The organism is Mycobacterium shottsii, from assembly GCF_010728525.1.
Lineage (GTDB): Bacteria > Actinomycetota > Actinomycetes > Mycobacteriales > Mycobacteriaceae > Mycobacterium > Mycobacterium marinum.
The window spans coordinates 3,497,883-3,519,181 of sequence record NZ_AP022572.1; the positions used below are offsets into that span (position 1 = coordinate 3,497,883).

Consider the following 21,299-nt stretch of genomic DNA (forward strand, 5'->3'; position numbering starts at 1 on the left):
AATAGTATTGCCGGTTGTGGAGTCCCGTTGGGTGCTGCACCTGGACATGGACGCGTTCTTCGCCTCGGTTGAGCAGCTCACCCGACCAACCTTGATGGGCCGGCCGGTGCTGGTGGGTGGTATGGGTGGGCGCGGTGTGGTCGCCGGCGCCAGCTATGAGGCGCGCGTTTTCGGGGCCCGTTCGGCCATGCCGATGCACCAGGCTCGGCGGTTGATCGGTGTGACGGCGGTGGTGTTGCCGCCGCGCGGCGCCGTGTACGGGGTGGCCAGTCGCCGGGTGTTCGACACCGTGCGAGGCCTGGTTCCCGTCGTCGAGCAGCTGTCGTTCGACGAGGCCTTCGGGGAACCACCACAACTCGGTGGGGCCGCTACTGCGGAGGTAGAACAGTTCTGCGAAGACTTGCGGCGACGGGTGCGCGACGAAACCGGCCTGATCGCCTCGGTCGGTGCCGGCTCGGGTAAGCAAATTGCCAAGATCGCCTCCGGACTGGCCAAGCCCGACGGCATCCGGGTGGTCGCCCGTCAGGAAGAACAGCTGCTGCTGGGCGGCTTGCCGGTGCGCCGGTTGTGGGGCATTGGTCCAGTTGCCGAGGAGAAGCTGCATCGCCTTGGGATCGAGACGGTCGGACAGTTGGCGGCGCTGGCCGACGCTGAAGTGGCCAACATCCTTGGCGCGACCGTCGGGCCCGCGCTGCACCGGCTGGCGCGCGGCATCGACGACCGGCCGGTTGCCGAGCGCGCGGAAGCCAAGCAGATCAGCGCGGAGTCGACCTTTGCCATCGATCTGACCACCCTCGATCAGCTCCGCAACGCGCTTGATCCGATTGCCGAGCACGCTCATCAGCGGTTGCTGCGCGACGGTCGCGGGTCTCGCACCGTCACGGTGAAGCTGAAGAAGGCCGACATGAGCACGTTGACCCGCTCGGCGACCTTGCCCTATGCGACAACCGATGTGGGAGCACTGTTGGCGCTGGCCCGCCGGCTGCTGCTGGATCCGGTCCAGATCGGGCCCATTCGCCTGCTGGGCGTGGGTTTCTCGGGGCTGAGCGAGGTACGCCAGGAATCGCTGTTCCCGGATCTGGACCTGGCGGCGGAGACGTCAGAAGAAGCCCATCAGGACTTTCACCCCTCGCATGGTGCGTTGTCGAGCACCCCAGCCGGCGTCGTGTGGCGAATCGGCGACGACGTCACCCACCGGGAGCTTGGTCACGGCTGGGTACAAGGAGCGGGTCACGGAGTGGTCACCGTGAGGTTCGAGACTCGCGGTTCAGGCCCCGGGCCAGCGCGGACCTTTCCCATCGAGACCAGCGACATCACCGCCGCCAACCCGGTGGACAGCCTGGATTGGCCGGATTTTGTCGGCCAGTTGCGGGTCGAGAATGCCGCTGACACCTCAACCCCAGCGGTCGATGACCTCGACGATGGGTAGCTCGGCTGTCAGCGCTGCCATCAGCAGCACCCGCGCCTGCGACGGCGGCAGCCGTGGCACCATCACCGCGCCCGCGGCCACCAGATCATGGCCAGGGCCGTAGCCGGCGCCGACCCGAGCGCCGGCAACACGGGTGGAAACCGCTATCACCACCCCGTTGCCGCAATGCCGCCGCACCCCGTCGATCACGCCCGCGCCGGCATTGCCCGACCCCAGGGCCTCCAGCACGATGGCGCGCGCGCCGGCGGCCACACACGCGTCCAGTGCTACAGCGTCGCTTCCGGGATAGACCGCGACGATGTCGACCCGGGGTGCATCGGCGGCCAGAACGTCGCCGAGATATGGCCGCGATTTCGCGCGCCGCAGCGTCACCTCGTCCGTGACGGTGCCCAGAAGTTCGCCCGCGAATCCGCTCAGATCATCGGTTGCCGCCTTGCGAAGTCCTAGCGGCTCGAGCACCCGACCTGCAAAACACACCAATACCCCACAGTCGCGTACCGCGGGATCGCCGGCCACGATAAGCGCGTCACGCAGGTTGGCTGGACCATCGGCATCGGCGGCATCGGAGCTGCGCATGGCCCCGGTCAACACCACCGGGGTGCTGCCGGAATAGGTGAGGTCCAACCACAGCGCGGTCTCTTCAAGCGTGTCTGTGCCGTGGGTGATAACCACCCCATCGGGCCCATTGGGGCGGTCGGCGCCGCGCCCGGTGATGGCGTGTAGGGCGGCGCGGATGCGATCCCAGTCCGCCGGCACCAGCTGCGAGCTGTCCAGCGCCATCAAGTCGATGATTTCGACATCCAGATCCCCGCTCACGGCAGCGGTGAGCTGCGCACCGTTACGAGACGGTCGGCGCACTCCGTCGGTGCCCGTGCTGGTCGAGATCGTTCCTCCGGTGGTGATAACGGTGAGGCGGCCCATGCTGGGATCATCTCGCACCCATGTCATCGGCATCCGCATGTGGGTACCGGTACAAAGCTGAGGGATGATGGGGGAGTGTCTGACGAACCAACCGGATCAGCCGATCCACTGACGACAGCGGGAGAGACCGGGGTGACTGAGGAACCCAAGGTTTCCGCGCCGGAGCCGCCGCCACGGCGGCTGCGGCTATTGCTGTCGGTCGCGGCGGTGGTGCTGGCGCTGGACGTTGTGACGAAGGTGCTCGCCGTCAAGCTGCTGCCTCCCGGCCAACCGGTATCGATCATCGGTGACACAGTGACCTGGACATTGGTGCGCAATTCGGGTGCCGCCTTCTCGATGGCGACCGGCTACACCTGGGTATTGACCTTGATCGCGACGGGCGTGGTGGTCGGAATCTTCTGGATGGGCCGGCGGCTGGTGTCGCCCTGGTGGGCCGTGGGGCTCGGGATGATCCTGGGCGGCGCAATGGGCAACCTGGTCGACCGCTTCTTCCGGGCACCCGGGCCGCTGCGCGGGCACGTCGTCGATTTCTTTTCGGTCGGTTGGTGGCCGGTGTTCAACGTCGCTGATCCGTCGGTGGTCGGTGGCGCCATCCTGCTGGTAATCCTGTCGATCTTCGGCTTCGACTTCGACACCGTGGGCCGGCGAAAGGCCGATGAGCGTTGACGGGCGATCGCTCGATGCCGGTTCCGGAGGGATTGGCAGGAATGCGTGTTGATGCGGGGCTGGCCCGTCTGCTGGGTCTGTCCCGCAGCGCGGTGGCCGTCATCGCCGAGAACGGTGGTGTCGAGCTCGACGGTGTGCCGGCGGGCAAATCCGATCGGCTGACCGCGGGGGCCTGGCTGCACGTCCAGCTGCCTGAGGCGCCGCCGCCGCCGGAGAACACCCCCGTCGAGATCGAGGGCATGACGATCCTGTACTCCGACGACGACATTGTCGCCGTCGACAAGCCGGCCGCGGTGGCAGCACATGCGTCGGTGGGCTGGACGGGGCCCACGGTGCTCGGTGGCCTGGCGGCGGCCGGCTACCGGATCAGCACGTCCGGCGTACATGAGCGGCAGGGCATTGTCCATCGCCTGGACGTCGGGACGTCCGGGGTGATGGTGGTTGCGCTGTCCGAACGCGCCTACACGGTTCTCAAGCGGGCCTTCAAACAACGCACCGTCGACAAGCGCTATCACGCTCTGGTGCAAGGACATCCAGATCCATCCAGCGGAACCATCGACGCACCGATCGGTCGGCATCCCGGCGGCGAGTGGAAGTTTGCGGTCACCAAGAACGGCCGGCACAGCCTCACCCACTACGACACCGTCGAGGCCTTCGTGGCGGCCAGCTTGCTCGACGTGCATTTGGAAACCGGGCGCACTCATCAGATCCGGGTGCATTTCGCGGCATTGCATCATCCGTGCTGTGGTGACCTCGTTTATGGGGCCGACCCGAAACTGGCCAAACGGTTGGGTCTGCAACGTCAATGGCTGCATGCGAGATCGCTGGCCTTCGCGCATCCCGCCGATGGCCGGCAGGTGGAGATTGTCAGTCCGTATCCGCCAGATCTGCAGCACGCCCTGGATGTGCTCCGCGACGAGGGGTGAGCGATAGCTCACTCGGTCGGCTTTCGCGCTTCCACTAACACCCGCGTCGGGTGGGTGACGAAGCGTCCGTCGACCTGGATGCGTTCATGCAACTCGACCAGCCGCTGAAAGTACGGCTCTGCCGTGAAATCCGGCACCGTCCAAATCAGCTTGCGCAGGAAGTACACCACCGCGCCGATGTCGAAGAATTCAGCCCTGAGCCGCTCCATGCGCATCTCCACGATCTGTAACCCGGCCGCCTGGGCCTGGGCACGCTGAGCCGCGGGCTCTAGCCGCTCCCACAGCTGGGGCTGCGGTCCGATGACGTGTCCCACGAGTTCGGCTACCGTCGCCGGCCCGGGGTGCTGCGCGAGGTAGGTGCCGCCGGGACGCAACACCCGGGCAATCTCACTCCACCACACGGTGATGGGATGGCGACTGATCACCAGGTCGAACGCTTCATCGGCGAACGGCAGCGGCGGCTCATCGCGCGTTGCGACCACCACCACGCCGCGCGGGCGCAACCGCTGGGTGGCTAGCGCCGCATTCGGCGGCCACGATTCGGTCGCGGCCATGGTCGGTGGAAACTTCGGCGCGCCGGACAGCACCTCGCCGCCACCGGTATGGATGTCCAGGGCGGCCGACGTGCGGGCCAATCGTTGGCTCATCAGCCGCTGGTACCCCCACGACGGTCGTTCTTCTGTCGCTCGGCCTTCTAGCCAGGAGAAATCCCATCCCACGACCGGCGCCGCCATGGCTTCGGCCACGAGCTCCTCAAATGAGCGTTGGGCGGCCGTCACCGGGGCCGCCGTTGCGGCATGCGGGCCTCGACGAGCGTGCCGCGCGGATGCCGGCGTCTGGATGCCAGCGCGGCATGCGGTGGCCACGATTCGACGGCGGCGCACGGGCGTCCGTGCGGGCGGGAGAAATCCCGGTCGGGCACGGGGGCCCGCCCGGCCTCTGCCGCCGGGACTTTGAATGCACGGCGCATGCTAGGCATTTTCGCCGCAAGCAACCCGTGCCGTCGACCACGAGCGGTGATCCGGATCGGGCGCCCGGCCCGCCCGCGGCCTAGCGCCGGGCGTGAGGGGCCTCAGGTCGTGGTGCAGACAAATTTGGTGCCGTGGAAATCGAGCTGCACTTCGCCCTGGTGCTCCCAGTACTCGACGCCTTGACGGCCGTACCGGGCACCACTGCCCGATAGCTGCACGAAAAGGATGTACTGGTCGCCTCGCCAGGTCAGCACCGCCGTCTTGGGATCGAGTTCGTTGTAGAACTGTGCAGTCAATGGGCCGTCCTCCGCGGGGCACCGGTAGCTGATCACGGGCGGAGCCGCGGTGGCCGGGTCCGCGATGGCCAACTGCGCCAACCGGGTCTGGTAGGACTCCTGCAGACAGGTGCGCATGTCAGGGTTCTGCGCACATTGGTCACGCGTCTCCGCCCAGTGACCTTGGGCCAGCGTCAGCGCCGCTTTGTCGGTGCCGGGACGGTCCAGCGCCTGCTGGTAGGCGGTGTCGAGCCGGCGATCGAGTTCGGTCAACTGGGGGTCGTTGCAGACCAGTCGCTGGGTGTCATCTTCGGGGTTGGTGCAGTCGAGCAGCGGTGCGGCCGTCGATGTCGGCTGCGAGCCGCTCGTGGTGCCGGCCGGCGAATCGGGAGTCGAATGCGTTGTTGCTGAACTGCAGGCGCTCAACGCCAAGGCGGCCCCGATGAGTGCGATAAGTCTCATATGTGCTGTCTACCGGCTTGCGGAGGGCGTGCAAAGCGCGACACGCCAGACCGGGCGCAATTCCTGCGGGCTCCGGCGGGGGATCAGACTCCCGCGGTCGTGGTCTCGCCCGAGGCGATGTCTGTGGCCAACGGTGCCACGAGCTTGAGAATGTCGGTGACGGTCTCAGAAGGGACCCCTGCTGCGGTCAGTGAGTCGCCCAGATGCCCGGCTACCAAGCTGAAGTGCGCCATGGTGATTCCGCGGCCCTGGTGGACCTGTTTCATCGGTGCGCCGGTGTAGGGCTCGGGTCCGCCGAGGGCTGCCGCAAAGAACTCGGCCTGTTTGCCTTTGAGGCGGTTCATATTCGTTCCGGTGAAGAAGCCGCCGAGTTGATCGTCGGCGAGCACACGTACATAGAAGTCTTCGACTACGGCTTCGATCGCCTCATACCCGCCGATCTTGTCGTAGATGCTGACCGGCGCACGTTTACGAAAGCGTGACAGTAGTCCCATGTTGCAAGGGCAGCATGGGGCAGTTGCGCATCGATTAGAGTGCCGTCACGCGCGCATTGCCTCGGGTAACAAGCAGATTGCTCATCGACCGCGGATCCAGGCGTTTGCTGGGTCTCGGCCGGCCGGCCCGTGGCGGCGCTCGCGTCACGGCAAGTCGTATCTATTCGAGGATGGATGTCCTAGGTTTGCTTTATGACCCACGCCACACTATCCACACCGCCCTCAGGAGCAACTTCACATGAAGCTAGGTGACCTCACCAACCTGGTCGAGAAGCCGTTCGCGGCGATGTCGAACATCGTCAACACGCCCAACTCGGCGGGGCGCTATCGGCCCTTCTATTTAAGGAATTTGCTCGACGTCGTCCAGGGCCGCAAACTCAGCGACGCGGTAGAGGGCAAGGCCGTGCTCATCACCGGTGGGTCATCGGGGATCGGCGAGGCGGCCGCGCACAAGATCGCCGAAGCGGGCGGCACGGTGGTGCTGGTCGCGCGCACCAGGGAAAACCTGGAAAAGGTGGCCGATGACGTTCGGGCCGGTGGCGGTGCGGCCCATGCCTACCCGTGCGATCTGTCCGACATGGACGCCATCGCGGCGATGGCCGATCAGGTGCTGGCCGATCTGGGCGGTGTAGACATCCTGATCAACAACGCGGGCCGCTCGATTCGACGCTCGCTGGAGCTGTCCTACGACCGGATTCACGACTATCAGCGGACCATGCAGCTGAACTACCTCGGTGCGGTGCAGCTCATCCTCAAGTTCATCCCCGGGATGCGGGAACGCGGGTTCGGGCACATCGTCAACGTCTCCTCGGTCGGTGTGCAGACCCGCGCACCGCGCTTTGGCGCCTACATCGCGAGCAAGGTGGCATTGGACAGCCTCTGCGACGCGCTGCAGGCCGAGACCATCAATGAAGGGGTTCGCTTCACCACCGTGCACATGGCGCTGGTGCGGACGCCGATGATCAGCCCGACGACGATCTACGACAAATTCCCGACCCTGACGCCCGAGCAGGCCGCCGGGGTCATCACCGACGCGATCGTGCATCGGCCGCGGCGGGCCAGCTCGCCGTTCGGGCAATTCGCGGCCGTGGCAGACGCCGTCAACCCGGCCGTCATGGACCGGGTGCGCAACCGCGCGTTCGGCATGTTCAGTGACTCCTCTGCCGCCAAGGGCAGTGAATCGCATTCTGGTACAACAGAACTCGATAAGAGAAGCGAAACATTCGTCCAGGCGACCCGAGGGATACATTGGTGAGACTATGAGCCTTCCGAAACCAAACAAACAGGCCACATAACCGGCGCCTCATCCGGCATCGGTGTCGAGTTGGCCCGCGGCCTTGCCGGCCGGGGCTTTCCGCTAAAGCTGGTCGCGCGGCGCCGTGAGCGCCTCGAGGAACTGGCCGACGATCTACGGGACAAGTTCTCGATCGCCGTTGAGGTGTTGCCCCTCGATCTGTCCGATGCGCAAGCCAGAACTCAGCTCGCTGACCGGCTCCGCAGCGATTCGGTCGCCGGTTTGTGTAACAGCGCCGGCTTCGGCACCAGCGGCCGTTTCTGCGAGCTGCCACCCGAACGCGAAAGCGAGCAGGTCACGCTCAACGCGCTGGCCCTCATGGAGTTCACCCGCGCGGCGTTACCCGGCATGGTGGAGCGCGGTGCCGGTGCGGTGCTCAACATCGCATCCATTGCCGGCTTCCAGCCCATTCCCTTCATGGCGGTGTACTCGGCCTCCAAGGCCTTCGTGCTCACCTTCTCCGAAGCCGTTCAGGAGGAGCTGCACGGTACGGGAGTTTCGGTCACCGCGCTGTGCCCGGGACCGGTGCCCACCGAGTGGGCCGAGATCGCCAGTGCCGAGCGGTTCAGCATTCCCTTGGCGCAGGTGTCTCCGCACGACGTCGCCGAAGCCGCGATCGAGGGGATGCTGACCGGCAAGCGCACCGTCGTGCCCGGCGTGGTGCCCAAGTTCGTCAGCACCAGCGGCAGGTACCTACCACGCAGCGTGCTGCTGCCCGCGATCCGGATCGGGAACAAACTGCGCGGCGGTCCCAGCCACTGACCGCCGTGTCGACGGCCCCGCGGTGTTGGTTGCGGCACGCCAATGCCCGGGGCGCCGGCGCGCTTTGCGCGGGTGGTGCTTCGCGCGGCCGTGCCTTGCGGCACGGCTAGGCTCATGCGATGGCTTCCGTTGAGATGACCGCCGATGTCCCGATCCCTCCGCAGGACACCTGGGACCATGTTTCGGATCTGTCGGAGTTGGGCGAATGGCTCGTGATCCACGAGGGGTGGCGAAGCGAGCTGCCCGAGCAGCTCAGTGAGGGCGTCGAGATCGAGGGTGTGGCCCGTGCCAAGGGCATGCGCAACCGGGTGACGTGGACGGTGACGAAGTGGGATCCGCCGCGCGAGGTCACGATGTCAGGATCGGGCAAGGGCGGAGCCAAGTACGGCGTAAGCCTCACCGTCGAGCCAAACGCGGACGGGTCCACCCTCGGGTTGCGCCTCGAGCTGGGCGGGCGCGCGTTGTTCGGTCCGCTCGGGTCGGCTGCGGCGCGCGCCGTCAAGGGAGATGTCGAGCAGTCGCTGAAGCAGTTTGTCGAGCTGTATGGATAGCTGCCACACGACACGTTTGGCGACACGCCCGAACGTTGTCGGTGGTCGGTCCTAGACTGGCGTGCCTATGAGCGGTTCTTCTTCGCGGTCCTTTGTGCACCTGCACAACCACACCGAGTACTCGATGCTGGATGGTGCGGCGAAGATCACCCCCATGCTGGCCGAGGTGGAACGGCTGGACATGCCCGCGATCGGGATGACCGACCACGGAAACATGTTCGGCGCCAGCGAGTTCTACAACTCGGCAACCAAGGCCGGGGTGAAGCCGATCATCGGCGTCGAGGCGTATGTAGCTCCCGGCTCTCGTTTCGATACCCGTCGCATCACCTGGGGTGATCCCAGCCAGAAGGGCGACGACGTATCCGGTAGCGGCTCTTACACCCACCTGACGATGGTGGCCGAGAACGCGACCGGCCTGCGCAACCTGTTCAAGCTGTCGTCACTGGCCTCGTTCGAGGGTCAGCTCGGTAAGTGGTCGCGCATGGATGCCGAACTTGTCGCCGAGCACGCCGAGGGCATCATCGCCACCACCGGCTGCCCCTCCGGTGAGGTGCAGACCCGGCTGCGGCTGGGCCATGACCGCGAAGCGCTGGAATCGGCCGCCAAGTGGCGGGAGATTTTCGGCGCCGACAACTACTTCCTCGAGTTGATGGATCACGGACTGTCCATCGAACGCCGCGTCCGTGAGGGTCTGATCGAGATAGGCCGCAAGCTCGACATTCCGCCGCTGGCCACCAACGACTGCCATTACGTCACTCGCGACGCCGCGCACAACCACGAGGCGCTGCTGTGTGTTCAGACCGGCAAGACGCTCTCGGACCCCAATCGGTTCAAGTTCGACGGTGACGGGTACTACCTCAAGTCCGCCGCCGAGATGCGCCAACTCTGGGACGACGACATCCCGGGCGCCTGCGACTCCACGCTGCTGATCGCGGAGCGAGTGCAGTCCTATGCCGACGTATGGACCCCGCGTGACCGGATGCCGATCTTCCCGGTGCCCGAGGGGCACGATCCGGCGTCGTGGCTGCATCACGAGGTGATGGCCGGCCTGCGGCGACGTTTCCCGTCCGGTCTCGGCCAGGACTACATCGATCGGGCTGAGTACGAGATCAAGGTGATCTGCGACAAGGGTTTCCCGTCGTACTTCCTGATCGTGGCCGACCTGATCAACTATGCGCGGTCGGTCGACATTCGAGTGGGACCGGGGCGTGGTTCGGCGGCCGGATCGCTGGTGGCCTACGCGATGGGCATCACCAACATCGACCCGATACCGCACGGTCTGCTGTTTGAGCGGTTCCTCAACCCGGAGCGCCCGTCAGCGCCCGATATCGATATCGACTTCGACGACCGCCGTCGCGGCGAGATGGTGCGCTACGCCGCCGACAAGTGGGGCCAGGATCGAGTCGCCCAGGTCATCACCTTCGGCACCATTAAGACCAAGGCGGCGCTGAAGGATTCCGCGCGTATCCACTACGGCCAGCCCGGGTTTGCGATCGCCGACCGAATCACCAAGGCGTTGCCGCCGCCGATCATGGCCAAGGACATTCCGCTGTCCGGCATCACCGACCCGGCCCACGAGCGGTTCAAGGAGGCCGCGGAGGTTCGTGGCCTCATCGAGACCGACCCCGACGTCCGCACCATCTACCAGACCGCGCGCGGGCTGGAAGGTCTGATCCGTAATGCGGGCGTGCACGCGTGTGCGGTGATCATGAGCAGCGAACCCTTGACGGAGGCCATTCCGCTGTGGAAGCGGCCTCAAGACGGGGCCATCATCACCGGCTGGGACTACCCGTCGTGTGAGGCGATCGGCCTGTTGAAGATGGACTTCTTGGGCCTGCGAAACCTGACGATCATCGGCGACGCGATCGAGAACATCAAGGCCAACCGGGGAATCGACCTCGACCTGGAATCGCTGCCGCTCGACGACAAGCCCACCTACGAGCTGTTGGGACGCGGTGAGACGCTGGGCGTTTTCCAGCTCGACGGCGGGCCGATGCGCGACCTGCTGCGTCGCATGCAACCCACCGAGTTCAATGACATCGTCGCCGTCCTGGCGCTGTACCGGCCAGGCCCGATGGGCATGAACGCCCACAACGACTATGCCGACCGGAAGAACAATCGCCAAGCGGTCAAGCCGATTCACCCCGAGCTGGAGGAGCCGCTGCGCGAAATCCTCTCGGAGACCTACGGTCTGATCGTCTATCAAGAGCAGATCATGTTCATCGCCCAAAAGGTCGCCTCCTACACGATGGGTAAGGCCGACGCGCTGCGCAAGGCGATGGGCAAGAAGAAGCTCGAGGTGCTCGAGGCGGAATACAAGGGCTTCTACGAAGGCATGACCGCCAACGGATTCTCCGAAAAAGCGGTCAAGGCGCTGTGGGACACCATCCTGCCGTTCGCCGGATACGCCTTCAACAAGTCGCACGCCGCGGGCTACGGTCTGGTCTCGTATTGGACCGCCTATCTGAAGGCCAACTACCCGGCCGAGTACATGGCCGGGTTGCTGACCTCGGTCGGTGACGACAAGGACAAGGCCGCGGTCTACCTGGCCGATTGCCGCAAGCTGGGCATCACCGTGCTACCGCCCGATGTCAACGAGTCATTGGTGAACTTCGCCTCGGTCGGGCAGGACATCCGCTTCGGGTTGGGTGCGGTGCGCAATGTCGGGGCCAACGTCGTCGGTTCGTTGATCGGTACCCGCAGCGGCAAAGGCAAATTCACCGACTTCTCCGACTACCTGAACAAGATCGACATCTCGGCCTGCAACAAGAAAGTCACCGAGTCGCTGATCAAGGCGGGGGCGTTCGACTCGCTCGGGCACCCGCGCAAAGGCCTCTTCCTGGTGCACACCGACGCCGTGGACTCGGTGCTGGGTACCAAGAAGGCCGAGGCGATGGGACAGTTCGATCTCTTCGGCGGCAGCGACTCGGGTGCCGACGCGGTGTTCACCATCAAGGTTCCCGAGGACGAGTGGGAAGACAAACACAAACTCGCACTGGAACGCGAGATGCTGGGCCTGTACGTGTCGGGGCATCCACTCAACGGGGTGGCACATCTGTTGGCCGCCCAGGTTGATACCGCGATCCCGGCAATCCTGGATGGTGATGTCTCCAACGATGCCCAGGTGCGGGTGGGCGGCATCCTGGCGGCCGTGAACCGGCGGGTCAACAAGAACGGGATGCCCTGGGCATCAGCTCAATTGGAAGATCTCACCGGTGGTATCGAGGTGATGTTCTTCCCGCACACCTACTCCAACTATGGCGCCGATATCGCCGACGACGCCGTGGTGCTGGTCAACGCCAAGGTCGCGATTCGCGACGACCGCATCAGCTTGATCGCCAACGAGCTCGTGGTGCCCGATTTTTCCAATGCCCAGGCGGATCGGCCGCTGGCCGTGAGCCTGCCCACCCGGCAGTGCACCATCGATAAGGTCACCGCACTCAAACAGGTGCTGGCTCGGCACGCGGGTACGTCTCAGGTGCATCTGCGGCTGATCAGTGGGGATCGGATCACCACGCTGGAGCTCGACCAGTCACTACGGGTCACGCCATCGCCGGCGTTGATGGGCGATCTGAAAGAGCTGCTCGGTCCCGGCTGCCTGGGCAGCTGACGGCGGGCTGGCGCCCAGCGTCAGGCTAGCGTGACGCTGGGCAGCTGACGGCGGGCTGGCGCCCAGCGTCAGGCTAGCGTGACGCTCGTTTTTGGGCGCAACACCAGCGTGACGCTTGGTGTGTCGCGGACGTAGGCTCAGCGATGGAGCGCCGGTCGATCAAGGAGGACGGAAATGACCCCAACCGAGCGTCCGACCACCATGTGCGAGGCGTTCCAGCGCAGCGCCGCGATCGATCCGGATGCCATCGCACTCCGGACGCCGGGGGGCGCCCAGACGCTGACCTGGAGAGAGTATGCCGACCAGGTGCGGCAGGTAGCCGGCGGCCTCGCGGGGCTGGGGGTGGGACGCGGGGACACCGTTTCGCTGATGATGGCCAACCGGGTCGAGTTCTACCCACTCGAAGTCGGCGCGCAACACGTTGGCGCCACGTCGTTCTCGGTGTACAACACGTTGCCCGCCGAACAGTTGACCTATGTGTTCGACAACGCTGGCACCAAGGTCGTGATCTGCGAGGAGCAATACGTCGACCGCATCCGTGCTAGCGGCGCACCCATCGAGCACATCGTCTGCATCGACGGCGCGCCGGAGGGCACCATGTCGGTGCAGGAGCTGTACGCGGCCGCGCCGGAAGACTTCGATTTCGAAGCGACATGGGCAGCAGTGCAGCCCGATGACGTGGTGACCCTGATCTACACGTCCGGTACCACCGGGAACCCCAAAGGGGTCGAGATGACCCACGCCAACCTGCTGTTCGAGGGGTTCGCCATCGAGGAGGTGTTCGGCATTCAGTTCGGTGACCGGGTTACCTCCTTCCTCCCGACCGCGCACATCGCCGACCGGATGACCGGCCTGTATCTGCAGGAGATGTTCGGCACCCAGGTCACCGCGGTGGCCGACGGACGGGCGATCGTCTCCGCCCTGCCCGATGTGCGACCCACCGTGTGGGGCGCGGTGCCGCGGGTCTGGGAGAAGCTCAAGGCCGGCATCGAATTCATGATCAGCCACGAGACCGATGAGATGAAGAAACAGGCCCTGATCTGGGCGATGTCAGTGGCCGCCAAGCGGGCAGAGGCCATGCTTGCCGATGAACCGATGTCAGCCGAGGTGGTCGACGAATGGGCCAAGGCCGACGAGTTGGTGCTGTCGAAGTTGCGCGAGCGGCTGGGATTCGGTGAACTCCGGTGGGCGGTCTCGGGAGCGGCGCCGATCCCCAAGGAGACTTTGGGATTCTTCTGCGGTATCGGCATTCCGATAACGGAGATCTGGGGAATGTCCGAGCTGAGTTGCGTTGCCACCGCCAGCCATCCGCGCGATGCGCGACTGGGTACCGTCGGCAAGCTGCTGCCCGGATTGGAAGGCAAGATCGCCGATGACGGCGAGTACCTGGTTCGCGGTCCGCTAGTGATGAAGGGCTACCGCAAAGAAGCCGCCAAGACCGCGGAGGCCATCGACGAGGATGGCTGGTTGCACACCGGTGACATCTTCGATGTCGATGCGGACGGCTACCTGCGGGTGGTGGATCGCAAGAAGGAGCTGATCATCAACGCGGCCGGAAAGAACATGTCGCCGGCAAACATTGAGAACACCATCTTGGCGGCCTGTCCGATGGTGGGCGTGCTGATCGCGATCGGTGACGGTCGTCCGTACAACACTGCGCTGCTGGTCTTCGATGCCGACTCGGTGGGGCCCTACGCGGCCCAGCACGGGATTTCGGATGCGTCGCCGGCCGCGCTTGCCGCTGACCCAGCAGTGATTGCCCGGATCGCCGCGGGCGTGGTCGAAGGCAACGCCAAACTATCGCGGGTGGAACAGATCAAGCGCTTCCGCATATTGCCGACACTGTGGGAACCCGGGGGAGACGAGATAACGCTGACCATGAAGCTCAAGCGCCGGCCGATCGTGACGAAATACGCGGCCGAGATCGAAGAACTCTATGCGGCCAAGCCGGGACCTCACGTCCACGAACCCGCGTCCGCGGCAACGGTACAACCGGCGTGATGAAGGGGCCACTGATGACTGCGCGTGAGGTTGGTCGGGTCGGAGCGCGAAAGCTGTTGCAGCGCAGTGGGATTATCGATGAATCGATATCGCCGCTGTCGACTGACGCGGCCGAGGTCGCTGAGCTGATGAGTGCCCCATGGTATGACGAGCGGCTTGCCAAGCTGGCCGCCGAACTCGGGCGTGATCCCGACGGGGTGCGTGCGGAGGCCGCGGGGTATCTCCGCGAGATGGTGGCCACGCTCGATGAGCGCGCGGTGCAGGCCTGGCGCGGTTTCAGTCGTTGGCTGATGCGGGCCTACGACGTCCTGGTCGACGAAGATCAGATCGCCCAGCTGCGCAAGCTGGACCGCAAGGCGACGTTGGCGTTCGCCTTCTCGCATCGCTCCTACCTGGACGGCATGCTGCTTCCGGAAGTGATTCAGGCCAATCGGCTCTCGCCGGCGCTGACGTTCGGTGGTGCGAATCTGAACTTCTTTCCAATGGGTGCCTGGGCCAAGCGGGCCGGTGCGATTTTCATCCGGCGCCAGACCAAAGACATTCCGGTTTATCGCTTTGTGCTGCGGGCCTACGCCGCACAGTTGGTGCAGAACCATGCGAATCTGACCTGGTCGATCGAGGGTGGGCGGACCAGGACGGGCAAGTTGCGGCCGCCGGTATTCGGCATCCTGCGCTACATCGCCGACGCGGTCGATGAAATCGACGGTCCCGAGGTGTATTTGGTGCCCACGTCCATCGTGTACGACCAGTTGCACGAGGTTGAGGCCATGACGACCGAGGCCTACGGTGCGGTGAAGCGGCCCGAAGACCTGCGATTCCTGGTCCGGTTGGCTCGCCAGCAGGGGGAGCGCCTCGGACGTGCGTTCCTGGACTTCGGTGAGCCATTGCCGCTGCGCAAGCGGCTGGAAGAACTGCGTACCGACGAATCGGGGACCGGGACCGAAATAGAACGCATCGCCCTGGATGTGGAGCACCGGATCAACCGGGCCACCCCGGTGACACCCACCGCGGTGGTAAGTCTCGCGCTGTTGGGCGCGGATCGGTCATTGTCGATCAGCGAAGTGCTGTCCACGGTGCGCCCGCTGGCGAGCTACATCGCCGCCCGCAACTGGGCGGTGGCCGGTGCAGCCGACCTGACCAACCGTTCGACGATCCGATGGACCTTGCACCAGATGGTGGCCTCCGGGGTCGTGCGGGTTTATGACGCTGGTACCGAAGCCGTGTGGGGTATCGGCGAAGATCAACACCTCGTCGCCGCGTTCTATCGCAACACCGCGATCCACATTCTGGTTGATCGCGCCATCGCTGAGATGGCGTTGCTTGCCGCCGCCGAGATATCGGTGATGTCGGCGGATAGCTCGGTTGCACCGGCGACGGTGCGCGACGAGGCGTTGCGGCTGCGTGAGTTGCTGAAGTTCGAGTTCTTGTTCTCGGCACGCGCGCAGTTCGAGAAGGACCTGGCCGACGAGGTGCGCCTGATCGGGCCGGTGGAAGATATCACCAAGGCCGTCAACACGGCCGATGTCCGCGAACTGCTGGAATCGGCCGACTTGCTGCTGGCGCATTTGGTGTTGCGTCCGTTCCTGGACGCCTATCACATCGTCGCCGATCGACTGGCCGCCCTCGAGGATGAGTCGTTCGACGAAGAGGCCTTCCTGGCCGAATGTCTGGATGTCGGTAAGCAGTGGGAGTTGCAGCGCCGCATCGCCAACGCCGAGTCGAGGTCGATGGAACTTTTCAAGACCGCGCTGCGGCTTGCTCGCCATCGCGAGCTGGTGGATGGGGCCGATTTTGCGGACATTTCTCGGCGCCGGCGACAGTTCGCGGACGAGGTCGCTACGGCGACACGACGGGTTAACACGATCGCCGAGTTGGCCAGGACGCGCTGAACCGCGACTAGGGCGTGTCTGCTTAATGTGAATGGTGTTTTGGCTGATGCTGTTTGGGTGATGCGGACGCATGCGATTTCTGATGATTTGTGGTCGCTGATCGTGGCGGTGTTGCCTGCGGGGCGGCGGCGTGGCCGGCCGTGGAACGATCATCGACGTACTCTGGAGGGCATTATCTGGCGTTACCGTGCGGGATCTCCGTGGTGTGACCTGCCCGAGCACTTCGGTCCCTGGCAATCGGTGGCCGAGAGGCATCTACGCTGGTCGGTCGATGGCATCTACGCGCGGATCTTCGCGGCGATCGCCTCTGACCTCGACGCCGAGGACGCCGACCTGGGCGCACTGTTGTCGGTCGATTCGACCAGTGTGCGCGCCCACCGACACGCAGCACAGGGGATCTGTCGAATTACAAGAAATATCTCGATGAGCCCGATGACCACGCCATTGGGCGTTCCCGCGGCGGGCTGACTACCAAGATCCACGCCTTGACCGACCAGCTGTGCAGTCCGGTCACCCTGGCACTGTCGGCCGGTCAAGCCGGTGATAATCCGATGCTTTGGCCATTGCTGGCCGCCCGGTGCAGCAACTCATACGCCCCGTTTCGCTTGCTGGCGGGCAAGGCGTACTCCTATGATTCGACGCGGGCACAGCTGCGCCGGCTCAAGATCGCCCACACCATCCCCGAGCGCAGCGACCAGATCACCCGCCGCAAAGCCAAAGGCCGCAACGGAGGACGGCCTCCGGGGTTCTCAGGCCGAATCTACAAGCACCGCAACACCGTCGAGCGAAGCTTCAACCGGCTCAAACACTGGCGCGCGGTCGCCACCCGCTACGACGAATACGCCCTGACCTACCTCGGCGGTGTCACCCTGGCCGCCATCATCACCTACCATCGCGTCCGCAATTAGCAGACAGGACCTAGTCGATGTCCTTGGCGATCATCTTGAGCGCCACCGCAACGATGACCCCGACGGCGGTCGCACCCAGAACGGACGGTGCCGCGCTGCTGGTGATCGCGCCGACAAGCACGAAGGTGACCAGCCCTGCTATCACGGCAAACAGCTTGTGCCGAGGCCAGGGCACGCCCGCGATCAGCACATCGCCTCGGTTCGCGGCGGCGAACGCCGAGAATCGTTCTGCCGTGGTCATGGATTCAGCCTACCCCACTCTGATTTTCGGGTAACCGAAGATTCGGCGTGGGTGGCGCTGATCGCGGCGGGGTGCGGGGGCGCACGGCCTAGAGTGGTGCGTATGCCGCTAGAAGGTGAATACGCACCCAGCCCACTCGACTGGTCTCGTGAACAGGCCGACAAATATTTGGAATCGGGTGGTACCGAGGGCACACAGTTACAAGGGAAACCGGTAGTGCTACTGACCACCGTCGGGGCCAAGAGCAGCAAACTGCGCAAGACCCCGCTGATGCGCGTCGAGCACAACGGGGAGTATGCGATCGTCGCATCGCTGGGTGGGGCCCCCAAGAACCCGGTTTGGTACTACAACGTCGTGCAGAATCCTCGAGTCGAGCTTCAAGACGGCACTGTCATCCGCGACTACGACGCTCGTGAGGTGTTCGATCACGAGAAGTCGATTTGGTGGGAACGGGCTGTAGGGGTGTGGCCGGACTACGCCGAATACCAGAAAAAGACCGACCGTCAGATTCCAGTTTTTGTGCTGACGCCGGTGAGCTGAGTTGCTTATTGGTCGGCATGGCACCATTGACCGGTGTCCGCCGAACTGAGTCAGACTCCAAGCAGGTCGCCGCTGTCTGCGGCTGATATCGACAACGCTGCTGAGCGGATCGCCCCCGTCATTACCCCCACCCCGCTGCAGCTGTGCGAGCGGTTGTCCGACATAACCGGCGCGACAGTCTACCTCAAGCGCGAAGACCTGCAGATCGTACGGTCCTACAAGTTGCGCGGCGCCTATAACCTGCTGGTTCAGCTAGCGGCCGAGGAGCTGGCCGCGGGCGTGGTGTGCTCTTCGGCGGGCAACCACGCACAAGGCTTCGCTTTCGCCTGCAAAACCCTGGGTGTGCACGGTCGGGTTTATGTACCGGCCAAGACGCCCAAACAGAAGCGGGATCGCATCCGCTACCACGGTGGAGAGTTCATCGACCTGATCGTTTGTGGGGAGACCTACGATCTTGCCGCCGCCGCGGCTCGCGAGGATGTCGAACGTACCGGTGCGACTCTCGTGCCGCCCTACGATGACCTGCGCACGATGGCCGGACAGGGCACCATCGCCGTCGAGCTGCTCGCCGAACTCGATGCGGAGCCCGACCTGGTGGTGGTCCCGGTCGGTGGTGGCGGCTGCATCGCCGGCATCACCTCCTACCTGGCCGAGCGGACGACCAAGACGGCGGTGCTGGGCATCGAGCCCGCTGGGGCCGCCGCAATGATGGCTGCGCTGGCAGCGGGTGAACCGGTCACACTGGACCATGTTGACCAATTCGTCGACGGCGCGGCGGTGAATCGGGCGGGGGCGCTGCCCTATGCGGCATTGTCCGCGGCCGGCGACATGGTGTCGATCACCACCGTTGACGAAGGTGCGGTCTGCACGGCGATGCTTGACCTCTATCAGCACGAGGGCATCATCGCCGAACCCGCGGGAGCATTGTCGGTCGCGGGATTGCTGGAAGCCGATATCGAACCCGGATCGACCGTGGTGTGCCTGATCTCGGGGGGCAACAACGACGTCTCCCGCTACGGGGAGATCCTGGAGCGTTCGCTGGTGCACCTGGGCCTCAAGCACTACTTCTTGGTGGACTTCCCACAAGAACCCGGCGCGTTGCGACGATTCCTCGACGAGGTGCTTGGTCCCAACGACGACATCACCTTGTTCGAGTACGTCAAGCGCAACAACCGGGAAACCGGTGAGGCGCTGGTCGGTGTCGAGCTGGGGTCTGCGGCGAATCTCGATGGCCTGTTGGCTCGGATGCGTGAGACCGAAGTTCACGTGGAACCCCTTGCCCCCGGTTCGCCGGCATACCGGTACCTCCTGTAACCGCAGCCCGGCGCGGGGGTGGCGTGGTCACCGCAAATAGGCCGGCAGTGGGGTAGCGGGGTCTAGATCCGCGGCGGGCTCCGGGGTTCCGGCCCTGAGCGCGAGAGGTACCACGCCCGCCCAATGCGGCAGGGCATGGTCTTGCGGGTCGTCGACCGGGCCGCCGCTGCGCACCTTGGCCGAGGCTTCGGCGAGATCGAGGGCAAGCACCATGGTGGCGGCTAGTTCACGCGGGTTCGGGCCCCGGCAGTCCGCGGCGCGCCCGGCTTGGATGTGGTCGAGTAGCGCATGCAAGGCCAGCAGCTTCTCGTCCGGGTCTTCCACCACACGCGCGGTGCCCAACACCATCACCGAGCGGTAGTTCAGGGAATGGTGCATTGCCGAGCGGGCCAGCACCGGCCCGTCCACGAGGGTGACGGTGACGCAGAGGGGCAGCTCGGCGACTTTTGCCGCGAGCATTGGGCCGCTGCCGGTGGACCCATGGATGTAGAGCGTTTCACCGCGGCGTGTGTGGGTGGTTGGCAAGACCACCGGCTCGCCGTCCCGGATGTATCCCAAGTGGCAGATCAAGGCCTCGTCGAGGATCCGATGGACGGTCTCGCTGTCGTAGCGTGCTCGCTCCCGGTAGCGGGTGGGAGTGGTGCGTGCCGTCGGGCCGTAGGAAGAGGTCATGTGGTTGCCCGTTCACTATATAATAATATATAATTATAACTATGCCAGTACAATACAGGATAGCGGGTGGTGGCGCCGAGTCCATAGCGGCCAGCATTGAATCGGCCATCTCCCAGGGCGGCTTGGCGCCCGGCGACGCTCTGCCGTCGATCCGCGAAGTCGCCGGTCAGCTGGGTGTGAATCCCAACACCGTGGCGGCGGCCTACCGCCTGCTGCGCGATCGCGGGACGGTCGAAACCGCGGGACGGCGCGGGACCAGGGTGCGAGACCGGCCGGCATCCACGCCCCGGTCCTCGCTTGACCTTGGGGTGCCTGCCGGCGCGCGAGATCTCTCGACCGGCAACCCGGCCCCCGAGCTATTGCCGCTGGCCGCCGTCGGATGGCCGGACGGTTCGGTGTCGCCGTTGCTCTACGGTGATCCGGCAATGTCAGCGGAGCTGGTCGACCACGCTCGAGCCGCTTTGGCCGCCGACGGTGTAGCCGCCGACCATCTCGCGGTGACCAACGGTGCGCTGGACGGTATCGAGCGAGCGCTGAGCGCGAATCTGCGCCCGGGGGACCGGGTTGCCGTCGAGGACCCGGGCTGGGCAAACCTCCTGGATCTCCTTGCCGCGCTTGGGCTTCCCGTTGAGCCGATGGGCGTCGACGATGACGGTCCGCTGGTTGCTGACCTGCAGCGGGCGCTGGGCCGCGGGGTGAGGGCGGTCGTGGTCACCAGTCGCGCGCAAAACCCAACCGGAGCGGCGCTGTCGGCGGCCCGGGCCGAGGAGCTGCGTGAGGTGTTGAGCCAGGGTGCTGAGGAGGTGCTGCTGGTTGAGGACGATCATTGCGCCGGCATCGCCGGCGTACCCCTGCACACCCTGGCCGGGGCGACGCAGCACTGGGCCTTCGTCCGGTCGGCGGCCAAGGCCTATGGGCCGGATCTACGGCTTGCCGTGTTGGCCGGGGACCAGCGCACGGTCGAGCGGGTGCACGGGCGGCTGCGCCTAGGGCCGGGCTGGGTGAGCCACATTCTGCAGGATCTCGCCGTGCGGCTCTTCGCTGACGATGTCGCTACCGGGCTGATTCGCCAGGCGCAGGAGCGCTACGCAGACGCCCGCGGCCGGTTGTGCGCCGCGCTGTCCGCCCGTGGTGTCGCCGCACATGGCCAGTCCGGGCTCAATGTCTGGATTCCCGTCCCCGACGAAACCGCGGCGATTACCCGCCTGCTGAACCGGGGTTGGGCCGCTGCGCCGGGCGCGCGGTTCCGGATCCGTAGCGCGCCGGGGATGCGGGTCACCATTGCGGGTCTAAGCGCCGAAGAGATCGAGCCTCTTGCCGATGCGATTGCCGAGGCGATACAGCGCACCGGGCGACCCACCGTCTAGCGGCGA

17 protein-coding genes and 2 pseudogenes are annotated in these 21,299 nt (G+C 65.3%); 13 read left to right on the forward strand and 6 right to left on the reverse strand.

Translation table 11 applies throughout. The features are described from left to right. The first annotated feature begins 16 nt into the window (after window positions 1-16). A complete protein-coding gene (locus G6N41_RS16130) occupies window positions 17-1,429 on the forward strand; it encodes a DNA polymerase IV (protein ID WP_456320206.1) in 1,413 nt (470 codons plus the stop codon). On the opposite strand, the gene G6N41_RS16135 is transcribed toward G6N41_RS16130, so the two are convergent. Continuing rightward, a complete protein-coding gene (locus G6N41_RS16135; protein WP_036455857.1) occupies window positions 1,394-2,350 on the reverse strand; it encodes an asparaginase in 957 nt (318 codons plus the stop codon). The two genes, G6N41_RS16130 and G6N41_RS16135, sit on opposite strands and share 36 nt — an antisense overlap. A 75-nt stretch (window positions 2,351-2,425) precedes the next feature. Between G6N41_RS16135 and lspA the strand changes: the two genes are divergently transcribed. Next, window positions 2,426-3,016: a signal peptidase II gene (gene lspA, locus G6N41_RS16140; protein ID WP_012394110.1), complete on the forward strand. Its 591-nt coding sequence runs from the start codon at window positions 2,426-2,428 to the stop codon at window positions 3,014-3,016. A 14-nt stretch (window positions 3,017-3,030) separates the two neighbouring features. Next, window positions 3,031-3,942, forward strand: a complete 912-nt coding sequence (locus tag G6N41_RS16145) for an RluA family pseudouridine synthase (protein WP_020728671.1) — start codon at window positions 3,031-3,033, stop codon at window positions 3,940-3,942. Between the two features lie 8 nt (window positions 3,943-3,950). Here the strand turns inward: G6N41_RS16145 and G6N41_RS16150 are convergent, their stop codons facing one another. The 3 genes from G6N41_RS16150 to G6N41_RS16160 all read right to left on the reverse strand — a co-directional run bounded on the left by G6N41_RS16150 (window position 3,951) and on the right by G6N41_RS16160 (window position 6,144). After that, window positions 3,951-4,676 (reverse strand): class I SAM-dependent methyltransferase, encoded by a 726-nt coding sequence (locus tag G6N41_RS16150; RefSeq protein WP_198913351.1) that lies wholly within the window; start codon window positions 4,674-4,676, stop codon window positions 3,951-3,953. A 338-nt stretch (window positions 4,677-5,014) separates the two neighbouring features. After that, complete coding sequence (locus G6N41_RS16155) at window positions 5,015-5,650, reverse strand: lysozyme inhibitor LprI family protein (protein ID WP_015356027.1); 636 nt, start codon at window positions 5,648-5,650, stop codon at window positions 5,015-5,017. Between the two features lie 83 nt (window positions 5,651-5,733). Then, a complete protein-coding gene (locus G6N41_RS16160; protein ID WP_012394114.1) occupies window positions 5,734-6,144 on the reverse strand; it encodes a group I truncated hemoglobin in 411 nt (136 codons plus the stop codon). 238 nt (window positions 6,145-6,382) lie between these two features. Here G6N41_RS16160 and G6N41_RS16165 point away from each other — a divergent pair, with 238 nt between their 5' ends. The 7 genes and pseudogenes from G6N41_RS16165 to G6N41_RS16195 all read left to right on the forward strand — a co-directional run bounded on the left by G6N41_RS16165 (window position 6,383) and on the right by G6N41_RS16195 (window position 17,159). Further along, window positions 6,383-7,399 carry an SDR family NAD(P)-dependent oxidoreductase gene (locus G6N41_RS16165; RefSeq protein WP_198913352.1) on the forward strand — a complete coding sequence of 339 codons (1,017 nt, stop codon included), beginning with the start codon at window positions 6,383-6,385 and terminating at the stop codon, window positions 7,397-7,399. Between the two features lie 4 nt (window positions 7,400-7,403). After that, window positions 7,404-8,200 (forward strand): annotated as a pseudogene (locus G6N41_RS16170) (SDR family NAD(P)-dependent oxidoreductase). A gap of 119 nt (window positions 8,201-8,319) precedes the next feature. Beyond that, the gene (locus tag G6N41_RS16175) at window positions 8,320-8,751 is read left to right on the forward strand and encodes a type II toxin-antitoxin system Rv0910 family toxin (protein ID WP_012394117.1); all 432 of its coding nucleotides are present in this window, start codon (window positions 8,320-8,322) and stop codon (window positions 8,749-8,751) included. Window positions 8,752-8,818: 67 nt separating this feature from the next. Then, window positions 8,819-12,361, forward strand: coding sequence for a DNA polymerase III subunit alpha (gene dnaE / locus G6N41_RS16180; RefSeq protein ID WP_198913353.1), 3,543 nt, complete (start codon window positions 8,819-8,821; stop codon window positions 12,359-12,361). A gap of 174 nt (window positions 12,362-12,535) precedes the next feature. Next, window positions 12,536-14,362, forward strand: coding sequence for a fatty acid--CoA ligase FadD11 (gene fadD11, locus G6N41_RS16185; RefSeq protein WP_198913354.1), 1,827 nt, complete (start codon window positions 12,536-12,538; stop codon window positions 14,360-14,362). A gap of 14 nt (window positions 14,363-14,376) precedes the next feature. Next, complete coding sequence (locus G6N41_RS16190) at window positions 14,377-16,251, forward strand: lysophospholipid acyltransferase (RefSeq protein WP_198913355.1); 1,875 nt, start codon at window positions 14,377-14,379, stop codon at window positions 16,249-16,251. A 57-nt stretch (window positions 16,252-16,308) separates the two neighbouring features. After that, window positions 16,309-17,159, forward strand: a pseudogene (locus G6N41_RS16195) (IS5 family transposase). Between the two features lie 10 nt (window positions 17,160-17,169). Here G6N41_RS16195 and G6N41_RS16200 read toward each other — a convergent pair. Next, window positions 17,170-17,400 (reverse strand): hypothetical protein, encoded by a 231-nt coding sequence (locus tag G6N41_RS16200; protein ID WP_198965109.1) that lies wholly within the window; start codon window positions 17,398-17,400, stop codon window positions 17,170-17,172. A gap of 102 nt (window positions 17,401-17,502) precedes the next feature. Between G6N41_RS16200 and G6N41_RS16205 the strand changes: the two genes are divergently transcribed. Both G6N41_RS16205 and ilvA read left to right on the forward strand, forming a co-directional pair. Continuing rightward, entirely contained in the window at window positions 17,503-17,940 is a 438-nt protein-coding gene (locus tag G6N41_RS16205) for a nitroreductase family deazaflavin-dependent oxidoreductase (protein WP_198967885.1), read from the forward strand. A 33-nt stretch (window positions 17,941-17,973) separates the two neighbouring features. After that, window positions 17,974-19,254, forward strand: a complete 1,281-nt coding sequence (gene ilvA / locus G6N41_RS16210; protein ID WP_198965110.1) for a threonine ammonia-lyase — start codon at window positions 17,974-17,976, stop codon at window positions 19,252-19,254. Window positions 19,255-19,281: 27 nt separating this feature from the next. On the opposite strand, the gene G6N41_RS16215 is transcribed toward ilvA, so the two are convergent. Beyond that, window positions 19,282-19,926: a pyridoxamine 5'-phosphate oxidase family protein gene (locus tag G6N41_RS16215; RefSeq protein ID WP_198965111.1), complete on the reverse strand. Its 645-nt coding sequence runs from the start codon at window positions 19,924-19,926 to the stop codon at window positions 19,282-19,284. Window positions 19,927-19,967: 41 nt separating this feature from the next. On the opposite strand from G6N41_RS16215, the gene G6N41_RS16220 reads away from it, so the two are divergent. Continuing rightward, window positions 19,968-21,293: an aminotransferase class I/II-fold pyridoxal phosphate-dependent enzyme gene (locus G6N41_RS16220; RefSeq protein WP_198965112.1), complete on the forward strand. Its 1,326-nt coding sequence runs from the start codon at window positions 19,968-19,970 to the stop codon at window positions 21,291-21,293. Window positions 21,294-21,299 lie beyond the last annotated feature (6 nt).